General features: G+C 53.1%; 19 protein-coding genes. 14 read left to right on the forward strand and 5 right to left on the reverse strand.

Translation table 11 applies throughout. The features are described from left to right. Nucleotides 1-265: 265 nt before the first annotated feature. The 6 genes from ulaA to KE671_RS01265 are packed head-to-tail and all read left to right on the forward strand — an operon-like array spanning nt 266 to nt 4,676. Nucleotides 266-1,663, forward strand: a complete 1,398-nt coding sequence (gene ulaA / locus KE671_RS01240) for a PTS ascorbate transporter subunit IIC (RefSeq protein ID WP_206161888.1) — start codon at nt 266-268, stop codon at nt 1,661-1,663. Between the two features lie 15 nt (nt 1,664-1,678). Then, complete coding sequence (ulaB, locus tag KE671_RS01245; RefSeq protein ID WP_006686329.1) at nt 1,679-1,984, forward strand: PTS ascorbate transporter subunit IIB; 306 nt, start codon at nt 1,679-1,681, stop codon at nt 1,982-1,984. A gap of 11 nt (nt 1,985-1,995) precedes the next feature. Beyond that, entirely contained in the window at nt 1,996-2,463 is a 468-nt protein-coding gene (ulaC, locus tag KE671_RS01250) for a PTS ascorbate transporter subunit IIA (protein WP_206161382.1), read from the forward strand. 12 nt (nt 2,464-2,475) lie between these two features. Further along, nucleotides 2,476-3,126 (forward strand): 3-keto-L-gulonate-6-phosphate decarboxylase UlaD, encoded by a 651-nt coding sequence (gene ulaD, locus KE671_RS01255; protein ID WP_206161383.1) that lies wholly within the window; start codon nt 2,476-2,478, stop codon nt 3,124-3,126. Nucleotides 3,127-3,135: 9 nt separating this feature from the next. After that, nucleotides 3,136-3,990 (forward strand): L-ribulose-5-phosphate 3-epimerase, encoded by an 855-nt coding sequence (locus KE671_RS01260; RefSeq protein ID WP_206161384.1) that lies wholly within the window; start codon nt 3,136-3,138, stop codon nt 3,988-3,990. Further along, nucleotides 3,990-4,676 (forward strand): L-ribulose-5-phosphate 4-epimerase, encoded by a 687-nt coding sequence (locus tag KE671_RS01265; RefSeq protein WP_206161385.1) that lies wholly within the window; start codon nt 3,990-3,992, stop codon nt 4,674-4,676. The genes KE671_RS01260 and KE671_RS01265 overlap by 1 nt, the downstream gene beginning before the upstream one ends. A 130-nt stretch (nt 4,677-4,806) precedes the next feature. Here the strand turns inward: KE671_RS01265 and yjfY are convergent, their stop codons facing one another. Next, nucleotides 4,807-5,082 (reverse strand): DUF1471 family protein YjfY, encoded by a 276-nt coding sequence (gene yjfY, locus KE671_RS01270; protein WP_206161386.1) that lies wholly within the window; start codon nt 5,080-5,082, stop codon nt 4,807-4,809. Between the two features lie 300 nt (nt 5,083-5,382). Between yjfY and KE671_RS01275 the strand changes: the two genes are divergently transcribed. From KE671_RS01275 to KE671_RS01300, 6 genes are all read left to right on the forward strand, one after another. Next, nucleotides 5,383-6,147: a TSUP family transporter gene (locus KE671_RS01275; RefSeq protein WP_206161387.1), complete on the forward strand. Its 765-nt coding sequence runs from the start codon at nt 5,383-5,385 to the stop codon at nt 6,145-6,147. Between the two features lie 159 nt (nt 6,148-6,306). Beyond that, complete coding sequence (rpsF, locus tag KE671_RS01280) at nt 6,307-6,702, forward strand: 30S ribosomal protein S6 (RefSeq protein ID WP_001216673.1); 396 nt, start codon at nt 6,307-6,309, stop codon at nt 6,700-6,702. A 6-nt stretch (nt 6,703-6,708) separates the two neighbouring features. Then, entirely contained in the window at nt 6,709-7,023 is a 315-nt protein-coding gene (gene priB / locus KE671_RS01285; protein WP_206161388.1) for a primosomal replication protein N, read from the forward strand. Between the two features lie 4 nt (nt 7,024-7,027). Continuing rightward, entirely contained in the window at nt 7,028-7,255 is a 228-nt protein-coding gene (gene rpsR, locus KE671_RS01290; RefSeq protein WP_000135199.1) for a 30S ribosomal protein S18, read from the forward strand. A gap of 41 nt (nt 7,256-7,296) precedes the next feature. Then, the gene (rplI, locus tag KE671_RS01295; RefSeq protein ID WP_042999192.1) at nt 7,297-7,746 is read left to right on the forward strand and encodes a 50S ribosomal protein L9; all 450 of its coding nucleotides are present in this window, start codon (nt 7,297-7,299) and stop codon (nt 7,744-7,746) included. Between the two features lie 144 nt (nt 7,747-7,890). Further along, the gene (locus KE671_RS01300) at nt 7,891-8,820 is read left to right on the forward strand and encodes a DMT family transporter (RefSeq protein ID WP_206161389.1); all 930 of its coding nucleotides are present in this window, start codon (nt 7,891-7,893) and stop codon (nt 8,818-8,820) included. A gap of 106 nt (nt 8,821-8,926) precedes the next feature. Here KE671_RS01300 and KE671_RS01305 read toward each other — a convergent pair whose 3' ends face one another. Then, nucleotides 8,927-9,568 carry an OapA family protein gene (locus KE671_RS01305; RefSeq protein ID WP_206161390.1) on the reverse strand — a complete coding sequence of 214 codons (642 nt, stop codon included), beginning with the start codon at nt 9,566-9,568 and terminating at the stop codon, nt 8,927-8,929. Nucleotides 9,569-9,790: 222 nt separating this feature from the next. On the opposite strand from KE671_RS01305, the gene fklB reads away from it, so the two are divergent. Further along, nucleotides 9,791-10,411, forward strand: a complete 621-nt coding sequence (fklB, locus tag KE671_RS01310) for a peptidylprolyl isomerase (RefSeq protein ID WP_206161391.1) — start codon at nt 9,791-9,793, stop codon at nt 10,409-10,411. Between the two features lie 321 nt (nt 10,412-10,732). Further along, a complete protein-coding gene (cycA, locus tag KE671_RS01315; protein WP_061075437.1) occupies nt 10,733-12,142 on the forward strand; it encodes a D-serine/D-alanine/glycine transporter in 1,410 nt (469 codons plus the stop codon). Nucleotides 12,143-12,241: 99 nt separating this feature from the next. On the opposite strand, the gene ytfE is transcribed toward cycA, so the two are convergent. From ytfE to KE671_RS01330, 3 genes are all read right to left on the reverse strand, one after another. Further along, nucleotides 12,242-12,904 carry an iron-sulfur cluster repair protein YtfE gene (ytfE, locus tag KE671_RS01320; protein ID WP_195296383.1) on the reverse strand — a complete coding sequence of 221 codons (663 nt, stop codon included), beginning with the start codon at nt 12,902-12,904 and terminating at the stop codon, nt 12,242-12,244. 82 nt (nt 12,905-12,986) lie between these two features. Continuing rightward, nucleotides 12,987-13,958 (reverse strand): DMT family transporter, encoded by a 972-nt coding sequence (locus KE671_RS01325; protein ID WP_206161392.1) that lies wholly within the window; start codon nt 13,956-13,958, stop codon nt 12,987-12,989. 76 nt (nt 13,959-14,034) lie between these two features. Then, a complete protein-coding gene (locus KE671_RS01330) occupies nt 14,035-14,859 on the reverse strand; it encodes an AraC family transcriptional regulator (RefSeq protein WP_206161393.1) in 825 nt (274 codons plus the stop codon). Between the last annotated feature and the right edge of the window lie 2 nt (nt 14,860-14,861).

Genomic DNA, 14,861 nt, shown 5'->3' on the forward strand with positions numbered 1-14,861 from the left:
TGAATAGAAAAGGGTGAAAAAATTACAACGTGTCAGGATGGTTTACTTGCAATGTGTGTTTGTATTTTATTGTTTTAAATGAGTTTATTTTAATGATGATGAATTGGGAGTAAATCCATTCTGCAAGCAGGAGAATTATTTGCGCACTGTATCACATTTAATCAAATTCAATCTTGTTGTGATTACTTTTGAAAACTAGAGTGGGGGGACAACATCCTGAGCATCTGTAATGAATGTTCAGCAACTTCGTCTACTGGAGATCGTTATGGAGATTCTCTACAACATCTTTACCGTCTTTTTTAATCAGGTTATGACCAACGCACCGTTGCTGTTGGGTATTGTGACCTGTCTTGGTTACATCCTGCTGCGTAAAAGCGTCAGCGTTATTATTAAAGGCACGATCAAAACGATTATCGGTTTCATGTTGCTGCAGGCAGGATCTGGCATTTTGACCAGCACGTTTAAACCGGTGGTGGCGAAGATGTCCGAGGTTTACGGTATCAATGGTGCGATCTCCGATACCTATGCCTCCATGATGGCAACCATCGAACGAATGGGGGATGCCTACAGTTGGGTAGGGTACGCCGTACTGTTGGCGCTGGCGTTGAACATTTGTTACGTATTGCTACGACGTATTACCGGTATTCGCACCATCATGCTGACCGGGCACATTATGTTCCAGCAGGCGGGCCTGATAGCCGTCTCTCTCTACATCTTTGGTTATTCCATGTGGACTACCATCATCTGCACAGCAGTGCTGGTGTCGCTCTATTGGGGCATTACCTCCAATATGATGTACAAACCGACACAGGAAGTGACTGACGGTTGCGGTTTCTCCATCGGTCACCAGCAACAGTTCGCTTCATGGATTGCTTACAAGGTCGCGCCATATCTGGGCAAGAAAGAGGAGAGCGTGGAAGATCTCAAACTGCCTGGCTGGCTGAATATCTTCCATGACAACATCGTTTCTACCGCGATTGTTATGACCATCTTCTTCGGCGCGATCCTGCTCTCTTTCGGCATTGATGTGGTTCAGGCGATGGCGGGCAACACCCACTGGACGGTTTATATCCTGCAGACCGGTTTTTCCTTCGCCGTCGCGATCTTCATTATCACCCAGGGCGTACGTATGTTCGTTGCTGAACTTTCAGAAGCGTTCAACGGTATCTCCCAACGTTTGATTCCCGGTGCGGTACTGGCCATCGACTGCGCGGCGATTTATAGCTTTGCTCCCAATGCGGTGGTCTGGGGCTTTATGTGGGGCACCATCGGCCAGTTGATTGCGGTGGGGATCCTGGTGGCCTGCGGCTCTTCCATTCTGATTATTCCTGGCTTTATCCCGATGTTCTTCTCTAACGCCACGATTGGCGTATTTGCTAATCACTTTGGCGGCTGGCGTGCGGCGCTCAAGATTTGCTTGGTGATGGGTATGATCGAAATCTTCGGCTGCGTCTGGGCGGTGAAGCTCACCGGTATGAGCGCCTGGATGGGCATGGCGGACTGGTCAATCCTGGCACCGCCGATGATGCAGGGCTTCGCCTCCATCGGCATCGTGTTTATGGCCGTCATCATTCTGATTGCACTGGCTTATATGTTTTTCGCAGGACGCACCTTGCGCGCTGAGGAAGACGCAGAAAAACAACTGGCAGAACACTCTGCTTAATAAGGAGTTCCGATTATGACCGTACGTATTCTGGCTGTGTGTGGCAATGGGCAAGGCAGTTCCATGATCATGAAGATGAAGGTGGATCAGTTTTTAACCCAGTCAAATATTGACCATACGGTAAACAGTTGCGCAGTAGGTGAATACAAAAGTGAACTGAACGGTGCGGATATTATCATCGCCTCTACCCATATCGCCGGTGAGATTACGGTATCTGGCAATAAATATGTTGTTGGCGTACGCAACATGCTGTCTCCCGCCGATTTTGGTCCAAAACTGCTGGAAGTGATCAAAGCGCATTTTCCACAGGACGTGAAGTAAGGAGGTGGAAAATGAAATTACGTGATTCGCTGGCAGACAATAATTCCATCCTTTTACAGGCCGAGGCCAGTACCTGGCAGGAAGCGGTAAAGCTTGGCGTGGATCTACTGGTTAAGGCTGAGGTGGTTGAACCCCGCTACTACCAGGCCATTCTCGATGGCGTCGAACAGTTTGGTCCGTACTTTGTGATTGCGCCCGGGCTGGCGATGCCGCATGGCCGTCCAGAGGAAGGGGTCAAGAAAACCGGTTTTGCGCTGGTGACGCTGAAAACACCGCTGGTGTTTAACCACGAAGATAACGACCCGGTCGACATACTGATAACGATGGCGGCAGTAGACGCCAACACGCATCAGGAAGTGGGCATCATGCAGATCGTGAATCTTTTTGACGACGAAGCCAATTTCGACCGTTTACGCGCCTGCCGCACCGCGCAGGAAGTGCTGGATTTAATTGATAACGCCACTGCGGCGGCTGTTTAAAAGGATACCAAAATGTCATTACCTATGTTGCAGGTTGCGCTGGATAACCAATCGATGTCTTCCGCGTATGAAACAACGCGTCTGATTGCCGAAGAGGTTGATATCATTGAGGTAGGCACGATTCTTTGCGTGGCAGAGGGGGTGCGCGCCGTACGCGATCTGAAGGCGCTTTACCCGCATAAAATTGTGCTGGCTGACGCTAAGATTGCCGATGCGGGAAAAATCCTCTCCCGCATGTGTTTCGCAGCCAACGCTGACTGGGTCACCGTCATCTGCTGTGCGGATATCAACACCACTAAGGGGGCGCTGGAGGTGGCGAAAGAATTCAACGGCGATGTGCAGATTGAACTGACCGGTTACTGGACCTGGGAGCAGGCGCAGGAGTGGCGTGACGCAGGTATTGGGCAAGTTGTATATCACCGCAGCCGTGATGCGCAGGCGGCAGGTGTGGCCTGGGGAGAGGCGGATATCAGCGCGATCAAACGCCTGTCTGATATGGGCTTTAAAGTTACCGTCACCGGCGGTCTGGCGCTGGAGGATCTGCCGCTGTTCCAGGGCATACCGATTCACGTCTTTATTGCTGGTCGCAGCATTCGCGATGCCGCCTCTCCGGTAGACGCTGCACGTCAGTTCAAACGTTCCATCGCCCAACTGTGGGGATAAGGAGCGATTATGTTGTCGAAACCGGTCCCGCTCGGTATTTATGAAAAAGCGCTCCCCGGCGGGGAGTACTGGCTGGAACGCCTGCAGTTGGCGAAGGAACTGGGCTTTGATTTTGTCGAAATGTCAGTTGATGAAACCGACGCTCGCCTGGCGCGTCTTGACTGGAACCGCGAGCAGCGACTGGCGCTGGTGGCTGCTATCGCCGATACAGGGATACGAGTACCGTCCATGTGTCTGAGTGCTCATCGTCGTTTCCCGCTTGGCAGTGAAGATGATGCGGTGCGCGAACAGGGGCTGGAGATCATGCGTAAAGCTATTCAGTTTGCGCAGGATATTGGCATTCGCGTTATTCAACTGGCGGGGTACGACGTCTATTACCAGCAGGCCAATAACGAAACGCGTCGTCGGTTTCGCGATGGGCTGAAAGAGAGCGTGGAGATGGCGAGCCGTGCGCAGGTGACGCTGGCGATGGAAATCATGGATTATCCACTGATGAACTCGATCAGCAAGGCGCTGGGGTATGCCCACTATCTCAATAATCCGTGGTTCCAGCTGTATCCCGATATCGGCAATTTGTCGGCGTGGGATAACGACGTACAGATGGAGCTGCAGGCGGGGATAGGTCATATCGTTGCCGTACACGTGAAGGATACCAAACCTGGCGTATTTAAAAATGTGCCGTTTGGTGAAGGGGTTGTTGATTTCGAACGTTGTTTTGCGACGCTCAAACAGAGCGGGTATTGCGGACCATACCTGATTGAGATGTGGAGTGAAACGTCGGACGACCCGGTACATGAAGTGGCGAAGGCGCGCGACTGGGTGAAAGCGCGTATGACCAACGCGGGTCTGGTGGAGGTGGTGTAATGCAAAAACTTAAACAGCAGGTTTTTGAGGCCAACATGGATCTACCGCGCCACGGGCTGGTGACGTTTACCTGGGGTAACGTCAGCGCCATCGACCGTCAACGCGGACTGGTGGTGATTAAGCCCAGCGGCGTCGACTACCAAACGATGACAGTGGACGACATGGTGGTTGTGGATCTGCACGGCACCGTGGTGGAAGGACGCTATCGTCCTTCTTCCGATACCGCCACCCATCTGGCGCTGTATCGCCGCTATTCATCTCTCGGCGGCGTGGTGCACACCCACTCAACCCACGCGACGGCATGGGCGCAGGCGGGTCTGGCAATTCCTGCGCTTGGCACGACGCATGCGGATTACTTCTTTGGCGATATTCCCTGTACCCGGGCGTTAACTGAAGCTGAAGTTCAGGATGAGTATGAGCGGAATACCGGCAGGGTGATTGTTGAAACGCTAGGGGAGGTGGAACCCTTATATACGCCTGGCGTCGTGGTGTACCAGCATGGACCATTTGCCTGGGGCAAAGATGCTCACGATGCGGTACATAACGCCGTGGTGATGGAAGAGGTGGCAAAAATGGCATGGATCGCACGTGGCATTAATCCAGCTCTCAGCCCTATCGACAGTTATCTAATGAATAAGCACTTTACGCGTAAGCACGGCCCAAACGCCTATTACGGACAGAAGTAAAGACTAAGTCCTGGCGCCAAATTATCCAGGGATGTTAGCGATCTGGCTTCAGGGCGTTTTTACATAAAAAAGCCCCCTGTTCAGGGGGCAAGTCGAACTATGGCTTTCTTTTCGTTGGACTTTCCTGGTGCTAGCGATAAATATCCGCGCTGGCGTGGATGTTGCCGTTGCTACCAGGTTCCCGCATCAGGATCACGTGGTAGTACGTTGCGCCTTGCGCATCGGTCTCTTCATTCAGGGCCTGATCCGCTTCACTTTCAGTGGCGAAGTTATGATTGATGTAAATTACGCCTAAGCTCTGCACATCATCCATGTTTCGGGCTTGCTGGTGGTCTATTTCAATGGCGGCGAGTGTATTTGCACTGAGCAACAGTGCCGCCAGAAAGGTGATAAAACGGATTCGCATACCTACCTCCTCGACAGCTGACTCTGGTTAGCGATTTCTCCTGTTAGTCGATAACGTCTGATTTAATTTTAACCGCTACTTTGTCGGTCGATGGCGACCATTTCTGATGCAGTTGTTCAAAAAATTACCGCGATCCGTTCTTTCTGAGCGTAAACAAACGGCTAGCCCGTTTCGTTGTGGCTAAAAATACCTGTTTTTCTGGCAAGAACACTTACCGAATCATCAATATCGCTGCCGTTCATCGCCGCTTATAGTGAGGTGAAACATAAAGTTAACTTTATGATAATAAGGCAAAAAGAGATGGATACTTCATTCATGGATTTCAGCTACTACGCCATTATGTTTATGGTGGCGCTGATAGCGGGTTTTATTAATGTGGTTTCAGGCGGCGGCGGTTTTTTATCGATTGGGGCGCTATTGCTCTCAGGATTGCCGCCAGCCAATGCGCTGGCGACCAATAAGATTCAGGCTCTGGGCAGTTCATTGACCTCGGGGATCTACTTTCTGCGTCGGGGACACATCAACATCCAGCAGCATAAGTATGTGTTTTTAGCCGCGTTTGTGGGTTCGGCGCTGGGGACGACGCTTATCCAGTTTATTGAACCAGAACTGCTGAAAAAACTGTTACCGGTACTCATCATCGCGGTCGCGCTTTATTTTATTTTTGCCCCCAATCTCACCGAGCCGAAAAAAAAACAGCAGGTATCACTGTTTCTCTTTTCCCTGATAGGGGGAGGGTGCGTCGGTTTCTATGATGGATTCCTCGGTGCGGGGGCCGGCTCCTTTTATACCTTGTGCTACATCCTTCTGTGGGGGTACAGCATCGATAAAGCGCAAATTCACTCTAATTTCATCAACCTTGCGTCCAACATCGCCTCTATTCTGTTTTTCATTTTCGGGGGAAAGATGATCTGGTCGCTGGGACTGGTGATGTTCGCCGGGCAGGCGCTGGGTGCCCGCCTGGGGGCGACGGTGGTACTCACGCGCGGCAAGAAAGTGATCAGGCCGATGATCGTGATTGTCTCTATCTGCATCAGCGGCAAAATGCTGTTGGATATGTATTAAGGGCGTCCTGACAAATATTCCTGGAATCACCTTGAGTTTGCGGCCTGACACCAGTATTATGACGCGTCAATTTTTCAGCCGACCTTTAACACGTTCCTTGCCTCCATGGGCCGCGGCTGACCCAGACAGGAGGCTGAATAATCCGTAAGGAGCAATTCGATGCGTCATTACGAAATCGTTTTTATGGTCCATCCTGACCAGAGCGAACAGGTTCCGGGTATGATCGAGCGTTACTCTGCTGCCATCACTGGTGCAGAAGGCAAGATCCACCGTCTGGAAGACTGGGGCCGCCGTCAGCTGGCTTACCCGATCAACAAACTGCACAAAGCACACTACGTTCTGATGAACGTTGAAGCGCCGCAGGAAGTGATCGATGAGCTGGAAACAACTTTCCGCTTCAACGACGCCGTTATCCGCAGCATGGTAATGCGTACTAAGCACGCTGTTACCGAAGCATCTCCGATGGTTAAAGCGAAAGACGAGCGCCGTGAGCGTCGCGATGATTTCGCAAACGAAACCGCAGATGATGCTGAAGCTGGGGATTCTGAAGAGTAATTTCTGATGACCAACCGTCTGGTGTTGTCCGGCACCGTGTGCAGGACCCTCCTTCGAAAGGTCAGTCCATCAGGAATTCCGCACTGCCAGTTCGTGCTTGAGCATCGTTCTGTGCAGGAGGAAGCCGGATTTCACCGGCAGGCGTGGTGCCAAATGCCCGTTATTGTTAGCGGACACGAAAACCAGGCCATTACTCACAGTATAACGGTCGGCAGCGCAGTGACCGTTCAGGGGTTCATCTCTTGCCATAAGGCAAAGAACGGCCTGAGCAAAATGGTTCTGCATGCCGAGCAGATTGAATTGATAGATTCTGGAGACTAGCCATATGGCACGTTATTTCCGTCGTCGCAAGTTCTGCCGTTTCACCGCGGAAGGCGTTCAAGAGATCGACTATAAAGATATCGCTACGCTGAAAAACTACATCACCGAAAGCGGTAAGATTGTCCCAAGCCGTATCACCGGTACCCGTGCAAAATACCAGCGTCAGCTGGCTCGCGCTATCAAACGCGCTCGCTACCTGTCTCTGCTGCCGTACACTGATCGTCATCAGTAATCGGTCACGGTCCATTAATACGACTTTGAGAGGATAAGGTAATGCAAGTTATTCTGCTTGATAAAGTAGCAAACCTGGGTAGCCTGGGTGATCAGGTTAACGTTAAAGCGGGCTATGCTCGTAACTTCCTGGTACCACAGGGTAAAGCTGTTCCTGCTACCAAGAAAAACGTTGAATACTTCGAAGCACGTCGCGCTGAACTGGAAGCTAAACTGGCTGACGTTCTGGCTGCTGCAAATGCGCGCGCAGAGAAAATCAACGCACTGGAAACCGTTACCATCACGTCTAAAGCAGGCGACGAAGGTAAACTGTTCGGTTCCATCGGTACCCGCGACATCGCTGATGCAGTGACTGCAGCTGGCGTTGAAGTGGCTAAGAGCGAAGTTCGTCTGCCGAACGGTGTTCTGCGTACCACTGGTGAGCACGAAGTGGACTTCCAGGTTCACAGCGAAGTATTCGCTAAGCTGACCATTAACGTTGTTGCAGAATAAGTTTTTATTCTGATAACTTCGTAAGAAACGCCGACCTAGTGTCGGCGTTTTGCTTTTCTGCTTCCTTCATTTTTCGCTCTGGCTATTCTTTATCCTTTTCGGGATAATCACTAAAAATAAAACATAATTTCAATATGGTGATGAATGGATACTCCGCACCCGCAACCTCTGTTTGCGCGTAAAAATGTCGTCTGGCTGAGCGCAGCGTTTTGTTGCCTGCTCTGGGGCAGCGCCTATCCTGCCATAAAGAGCGGTTATGAGATCTTCCAGATCGCCGCTGACGATATCCCGTCTAAAATTGTTTTCGCCGGTTACCGCTTCCTGTTCGCAGGCCTGCTGTTACTCTTTCTGGCGATGGCGCAGCGTAAACCGATTGGTCGCCTGAGTTCCCGGCAGTTTGGGCAACTGACGCTGTTGGGGGTGACGCAGACTTCGCTGCAATACATTTTCTTTTACATCGGCCTGGCGTTCACTACCGGCGTGAAAGGGTCGATCATGAACGCCACAGGCACCTTCTTCAGCGTGCTGCTGGCACACTTCATCTACCAGAACGATAAGCTGAGTTACAACAAAACGCTGGGTTGTATTCTCGGTTTTGCAGGCGTGATGGTGGTGAACTTCAACAGCGGGCTGCTGGATTTTAGTTTTACTCTGGCAGGTGATGGTTCGATTGTGCTGGCGGCATTTATTCTCTCCGCCGCGACGCTTTATGGTAAGCGCATCTCTCAGACAGTCGATCCGACGGTGATGACGGGCTACCAGCTAGGGATTGGCGGTCTGGTGTTGGTCATTGGCGGTTATGTCTTTGGCGGCACACTGGCGGTCCACGGTCTCGCGTCGGTGGCGATTCTCGGTTACCTGACGTTGCTTTCTTCGGTGGCGTTTGCGCTGTGGAGTATTTTGCTCAAGTACAACCGTGTGGGGATGATTGCGCCATTTAACTTCCTGATCCCGGTCTCTGGCGCGGTACTGTCAGCCATTTTCCTCGGCGAGAATATCCTGGAGTGGAAATACGCGATAGCACTGCTGCTTGTCTGTTCAGGGATATGGTGGGTCAATAAAGTGAAGCGGTAACGACATCAACAGTTGTCGGCCGGATAAGGCAAAACCGCCATCCGGCGCTGCGCTGATGTGCCTGATGGCGCTGCGCCTATCAGGCCTACAAGACTGGCAATATGCTTCAACGTACGCGGATAAAACTGCCGTCAGGCTGACGGGTAAACAGTACCTGTTGATTGTTTCCGGTATCAATGGTCAGCCCGGTCACCACGCCGTTTGCATTCTGGCGAATCTGCACCATCTGCCCATTTTGTAGAGTGCTGAGCGGCTTGCCCGCACCTTCAACCTGTGCCATCGCGTACACGTCCGTTGGCGGCAGTCCGTGGTCACGGAACAGTTGTGCCATCGTTTTACCGGACTCAACCCGATAAGAGCGCCACTGCTGATCAATACCGCTGTCATGCTGGAAAGGCTGGGTTTGGGGCTGTGCCTGAGGTTGCTCTTCCGGTTGTCCTTCCTGAACCGGTTCTGGTGCGACGGGCGCGACTTGTCCTGGATCGTTTTGCGGGGCGACAAGTTGAGCCTGAAGTTGTGCTTCGGTCGGTGGTTGAGACTGCGACTGGAGATCCAGCGGTGCGTCACGGGTGACCACCGGCGTATCGTTTGTGTCGCTTGAGGGAAGCAGGAAGCCGACGATCAGCACAAGCGCCGCAATGATAATGCCGCGGCGATGCATCGATGGAAGCGGATCCATAATGCGAAAATTGTCCGGTGCATGCCAGATTTTCGCCAGGGTTGGTTTTAATTCAAAGCGCCCGGGCATGGCTTTCCTCCTGCTCCGCGTCTCGTTCCTCAATCATAGAGTATAGACAGCTAACGCTATGATGTTCGTGATATTCCCCGTTTTTGGCACATAGACAGGGGGATATCCCTATTGTTTCTTTTTCGTCGTGATTTGTCATCCTCCCCGAGACAACATTTTACCGGGAGAGGCCTGGCTGTTATGCTGCCCGCTACTTTTTTATATCCGATGAAAGGAAATACGATGGCAACCCCGACTTTTGACACTATCGAAGCGCAAGCAAGCTACGGCATTGGTTTGCAGGTAGGACAGCAACTGAGCGAATCCGGACTGGAAGGGCTGTTGCCTGAAGCGCTGGTTGCGGGTATTGCTGACGCGCTGGAAGGCAAGCAGCCAGCCGTACCGGTTGATGTGGTACATCGCGCCCTGCGTGAAATTCATGAACGTGCGGATGCTGTACGTCGCGAGCGCTTCCAGGCGATGGCCGCAGATGGCGTGAAGTATCTGGAGCAAAACCGCGAAAAAGACGGTGTGAACAGCACCGAATCTGGTCTGCAATTCCGGGTCCTGACCCAGGGTGAAGGTGCTATCCCGGCACGTACTGACCGCGTTCGCGTGCACTACACCGGTAAACTGATCGATGGTACCGTCTTTGACAGCTCAGTTGCACGTGGCGAACCGGCTGAATTCCCGGTAAACGGCGTGATTCCTGGCTGGATTGAAGCGCTGACCCTGATGCCGGTTGGCTCTAAATGGGAACTGACGATTCCTCAGGAACTGGCTTACGGCGAACGTGGCGCTGGTGCAGCGATCCCGCCGTTCAGCACGCTGGTGTTTGACGTTGAGCTGCTGGAAATCCTGTAAGTAGTGACGTCTGTTCCCCTTCGCCCTGGAGGGGAACAGAATATACGCAATAAAACCACATCTCCGCTTAATGTCGGCATTTTATCTTGCAAATGTCTCCGTTGCGTGTATTTTTGTGAGCTAATTCGCGTTACCAGAGTGATATGACACTCACTTTAAACATATAATTAACATAATATCTAAATCTTAGTATTCATCCCGCCGATTCTTACCTAATATCGATAAGTCCTGAAAACAGGATCGTCGTATCATAGATACTCAACAGACGCACTAAAGGCCGCAGAGCCCGCACAACACAGACAGGTACAGGAAGAATAAAACATGGTAGATCAGGTAAAAGTCGCCGCCGACGAACAGGCGCCGACTGAACAGTCGCTACGGCGCAATCTTACAAACCGACATATTCAGCTTATCGCCATCGGTGGCGCCATTGGTACGGGTCTGTTTATGGGCTCGGGTAAAACCATCAGTCTGGCCGGTCCGTCGATCATTTTTGTTTATATGATCATCGGCTTTATGCTCTTTTTCGTAATGCGTGCAATGGGAGAATTGCTGCTCTCGAATCTGGAATACAAATCTTTTAGCGACTTTGCTTCGGACCTGTTGGGGCCGTGGGCGGGTTATTTCACCGGCTGGACCTACTGGTTCTGTTGGGTGGTGACCGGGATGGCGGATGTCGTTGCTATTACCGCCTACGCGCAGTTCTGGTTCCCCGGTCTTTCCGACTGGGTCGCCTCGCTGGCGGTGGTGATCCTGCTGCTGAGCCTTAACCTTGCCACCGTGAAAATGTTCGGTGAGATGGAGTTCTGGTTCGCGATGATCAAAATCGTCGCCATCGTGTCGCTGATTATTGTCGGTCTGGTGATGATTGCCATGCACTTCCAGTCGCCAACCGGTGTGGAAGCGTCGTTTGCTCACCTTTGGAATGACGGCGGCTGGTTCCCGAAAGGCATTAGCGGTTTCTTTGCCGGTTTCCAGATTGCCGTGTTCGCCTTTGTCGGGATAGAACTGGTTGGGACGACGGCGGCGGAAACAAAAGATCCGGAGAAATCCCTGCCGCGCGCCATCAACTCAATTCCGATTCGTATCATCATGTTCTACGTCTTTGCGCTGATCGTCATCATGTCCGTAACGCCGTGGAGTTCGGTGGTGCCGGATAAGAGCCCGTTTGTTGAGCTGTTCGTGCTGGTGGGTCTGCCTGCCGCGGCGAGCGTGATTAACTTTGTGGTCCTGACGTCCGCCGCTTCCTCAGCAAACAGTGGCGTGTTCTCCACCAGCCGTATGCTGTTTGGTCTGGCGCAGGAAGGCGTGGCGCCGAAAGCGTTCGCTAAGCTGTCTAAACGTGCGGTTCCGGCGAAAGGGCTGACCTTCTCCTGTATCTGCCTGTTGGGCGGCGTAGTAATGCTGTATGTCAATCCGAGCGTGATTGGCGCGTTCACCATGATCACGACGGTGTCGGCGATCCTGTTTATGTTCGTCTGGACCATCATCCTGTGTTCATACCTGGTGTACCGCAAACAGCGTCCGCATCTGCATGAGAAGTCGATCTATAAAATGCCGCTCGGCAAAGTGATGTGCTGGGTATGTATGGCGTTTTTCGTCTTCGTGCTGGTGCTGCTGACGCTTGAAGATGATACCCGTCAGGCGCTGATCGTCACGCCGCTGTGGTTCATTGCGCTGGGCCTGGGCTGGTGGTTGATTGGTAAGAAGCGGATGGCTGGCGTTCGTTAATTCGATTGCCGGATGGCGCTGCGCCGATCCGGCCAACAAAACGACTATACGGTGAGTTCCTGTAGGCCCGGTTAGCGCTAGCGCTACCGGGCATTTTATTTACTCCCCGGCTAACGCCCGAGGAAACAGTACATTGTTTTCCAGACTAATGTGTTCCATCAGGTCATCGATCATCTCATTGATGCCGTTGTACATCGCTTTCCAGGTGGTGCACGCTTCTGGCGGGATTGTTACGTTCTGGGTCGTGTGTTTAATCACTTCCAGCAGCTCCCCCGCTTCATCATGCTCACTTTCCATGACGCTGATCGGCCCCATCGCCTGACTGCCCATACCCTGTTTGATCATCGGGAACAGGATCTGCTCCTCTTTCATCATGTGGCTTGAAAGCTCCTGATGCAGCATGGTCAGATACTTCGCCAGACCTTTCGGTACGTTGGGCTTATCGGCATGAACGCGTTCAACTTTGGTAGCCTGCAGGATCAGTTCCGGCAGTTGTTCACGGTGTCTGTCGTGATAGCGCACGATGATGTGGTCGATAATGTCGGCCAGCGGCGCGGTACGCCAGTCTTTATCGATCGGCTGTTCAGCCAGTTGTGCCAGTTGCGCTTCAATAGCATCAACATCCAGCTCTTTACGGGCGGCAGCACGTGCCAGCGTCTGCTTACCGCCGCAGCAGTAATCCATATCGTACTTACGAAACAGGGCCGAAGCGCGAGGGATAGAGAGCGCCAGTTCACCTAAAGGTTGATCGCGATAAGCCATAGCCGTTACCTCATTCTCAATGATATAAGATGCATTTTAAATGCACCTTTAACCGAGCGCTATAACCCTTTCGGGGGGGGGATTAACGGCCAGGCTCTGAAAGCGGAATGACGCGCGGTTTTTCCGGTTTTGCTCTGACTGCCACCACTACGCCGATAACCAGCAAGGCGATACCGCTGAGCGTCATAACAGGGGGAAGGGTCTGGCGCAAGATGAAGGTGTACAGCAAACCCGCCAGCGTTTCGAACACGATCAATGGGCCGAGGATCACCGTCGGTAATCGCTGGCTGGCGATGTTCCAGCACAGCGCGCCGACCCAAGAGCACAGCACAGCAATCGCCACCATCAGGCCTACAAACACCGCCGGGCGCGGGCCGAACGGCAGCGAGAAGTCGGGTGTTTGCCCATGCAGCCAGAAGCAGGCGACGAGGTAGCCCAGCAGAGACACGGGCAGGGTTACCAGCGCCTGCGCCGTCGCCCACATCATCGGGTGTTTATCCGGGTTCTCCCGCAGCCAGCGAGCATTTCGCAGCGCATACCAGGCCCAGCACACCACCGACACCAGTGCCAGCGCGATGCCGGAGCCGTAGCGCCAGCCGCTAAAATCAGGTAAGCCCTGGTTGAGTTCCGCAATGTTCACGCACAGCAACCCGATGCCTATCAGCGCCAGCGCTGGCGCAAGTCGTCGCCAGGAGAGCCTGCCGTCGCGATGGCTGTACAGCAGGTTGGCAAATACCGGAATGACAACCGGCAGCGTGCCGATGATCATCGTTGACACTGGCGCGCCGGTGCGCTGAATGGCGCTGGCAAGGCAGACGTAATAAATCAGGTTGCCCATCAGGGTCAGCGCCAGCGCGGTCAGCCAGTCTTTCGGCAAAAGCTGCCGCAGGCGCACGCGTCCGAGCCATGCCAGCGGCAGGGCTATCAGGCCTAATGCCAGATAACGCCCCATCGACTGCAGCACCGCCGGATATTCCGGCACAATCAACGGTCCGACAAAAATTAGTCCCCACATCAACCCTGCCAGCAGGGCGTACAATACACCGCTAATCATGCTTTACATCCACATCGTTAAACATGACGAAAAGTGTAGGCAGGGAACGGAGGCGCGTATTGTATGAGATTGCGCATTAGCGTGAATAAACCTGCTTTTGATAGCGCACGGGGGTAATGCCGTAGCGATGGGTAAAAGCGCGGGTGAGATGCGACTGATCGGTCAGGCCGGTCGCAGCGGCAACGTCCGCAGCAGGCATACCGAGCGTCAGAAAACCTTTTGCCCGCCACAGACGGATCGCCATTAGCATCTGGTGCGGCGTCACGTGGAAATGAGCTTTGAACTGACGCTGGAAATGCCAGGGGCTCAGCGCAGCAACGCGTGCCAGTTCATCGAGGGTGACCGGGCGCATGTAGTTATCATGCAAATAGTCGCGCACGCGCTCAAAGCGGTGTGCGCCTTCCTGTGGTACCGGAGCGTGGCGCGCCAGCGGCTGGAAAGTGTCGATCAGATCCAGCAGCAATCCTTTTTGCGCCAAAGGATCGTCGGTGTGCCACAGGCCGTGGATCAGTGAACAGATCTGACGCGAGCGGCGCGGATCGTGACGCGCAACGTCGTGAAACCACCAGTGACGGACGCCGGTCACCTCTTCCAGCAGCTCGGGCTCCAGATAGATCATCCGATAGCGCCAGCCGTCGGCAGTTTCGGCCTCACCGGTATGCAACTCATCCGGATTCATCGTCACGACCGAGTGGGCAGGGGCAACGTATTGCGTGCCGCGATAGCGAAAGCGCTCAGCACCGGCTTCTATTGCACCAATGCCGAACGCTTCGTGGGTGTGCGGCTCAAAGGCGTAGCGTGAGATATGCGCATGATACAGCTCAACGCCCGGCACCTGCGCCAGATGGCGAAAGCGGGCGCTGTCTTTTTCATCGCTAAACTGCTCAGGTACACCTTGCACGT

Source organism: Citrobacter amalonaticus, assembly GCF_018252635.1.
Lineage (GTDB): Bacteria > Pseudomonadota > Gammaproteobacteria > Enterobacterales > Enterobacteriaceae > Citrobacter_A > Citrobacter_A amalonaticus_E.

Bases quoted from the DNA above. Each gene is read 5' to 3' on its own strand.
- ulaA (WP_206161888.1), top strand. From the start codon at position 266: ATGGAGATTCTCTACAACATCTTTACCGTCTTTTTTAATCAGGTTATG.
- ulaB (WP_006686329.1), top strand. From the start codon at position 1,679: ATGACCGTACGTATTCTGGCTGTGTGTGGCAATGGGCAAGGCAGTTCC.
- ulaC (WP_206161382.1), top strand. From the start codon at position 1,996: ATGAAATTACGTGATTCGCTGGCAGACAATAATTCCATCCTTTTACAG.
- ulaD (WP_206161383.1), top strand. From the start codon at position 2,476: ATGTCATTACCTATGTTGCAGGTTGCGCTGGATAACCAATCGATGTCT.
- KE671_RS01260 (WP_206161384.1), top strand. From the start codon at position 3,136: ATGTTGTCGAAACCGGTCCCGCTCGGTATTTATGAAAAAGCGCTCCCC.
- KE671_RS01265 (WP_206161385.1), top strand. From the start codon at position 3,990: ATGCAAAAACTTAAACAGCAGGTTTTTGAGGCCAACATGGATCTACCG.
- yjfY (WP_206161386.1), bottom strand. From the start codon at position 5,082: ATGCGAATCCGTTTTATCACCTTTCTGGCGGCACTGTTGCTCAGTGCA.
- KE671_RS01275 (WP_206161387.1), top strand. From the start codon at position 5,383: ATGGATACTTCATTCATGGATTTCAGCTACTACGCCATTATGTTTATG.
- rpsF (WP_001216673.1), top strand. From the start codon at position 6,307: ATGCGTCATTACGAAATCGTTTTTATGGTCCATCCTGACCAGAGCGAA.
- priB (WP_206161388.1), top strand. From the start codon at position 6,709: ATGACCAACCGTCTGGTGTTGTCCGGCACCGTGTGCAGGACCCTCCTT.
- rpsR (WP_000135199.1), top strand. From the start codon at position 7,028: ATGGCACGTTATTTCCGTCGTCGCAAGTTCTGCCGTTTCACCGCGGAA.
- rplI (WP_042999192.1), top strand. From the start codon at position 7,297: ATGCAAGTTATTCTGCTTGATAAAGTAGCAAACCTGGGTAGCCTGGGT.
- KE671_RS01300 (WP_206161389.1), top strand. From the start codon at position 7,891: ATGGATACTCCGCACCCGCAACCTCTGTTTGCGCGTAAAAATGTCGTC.
- KE671_RS01305 (WP_206161390.1), bottom strand. From the start codon at position 9,568: ATGCCCGGGCGCTTTGAATTAAAACCAACCCTGGCGAAAATCTGGCAT.
- fklB (WP_206161391.1), top strand. From the start codon at position 9,791: ATGGCAACCCCGACTTTTGACACTATCGAAGCGCAAGCAAGCTACGGC.
- cycA (WP_061075437.1), top strand. From the start codon at position 10,733: ATGGTAGATCAGGTAAAAGTCGCCGCCGACGAACAGGCGCCGACTGAA.
- ytfE (WP_195296383.1), bottom strand. From the start codon at position 12,904: ATGGCTTATCGCGATCAACCTTTAGGTGAACTGGCGCTCTCTATCCCT.
- KE671_RS01325 (WP_206161392.1), bottom strand. From the start codon at position 13,958: ATGATTAGCGGTGTATTGTACGCCCTGCTGGCAGGGTTGATGTGGGGA.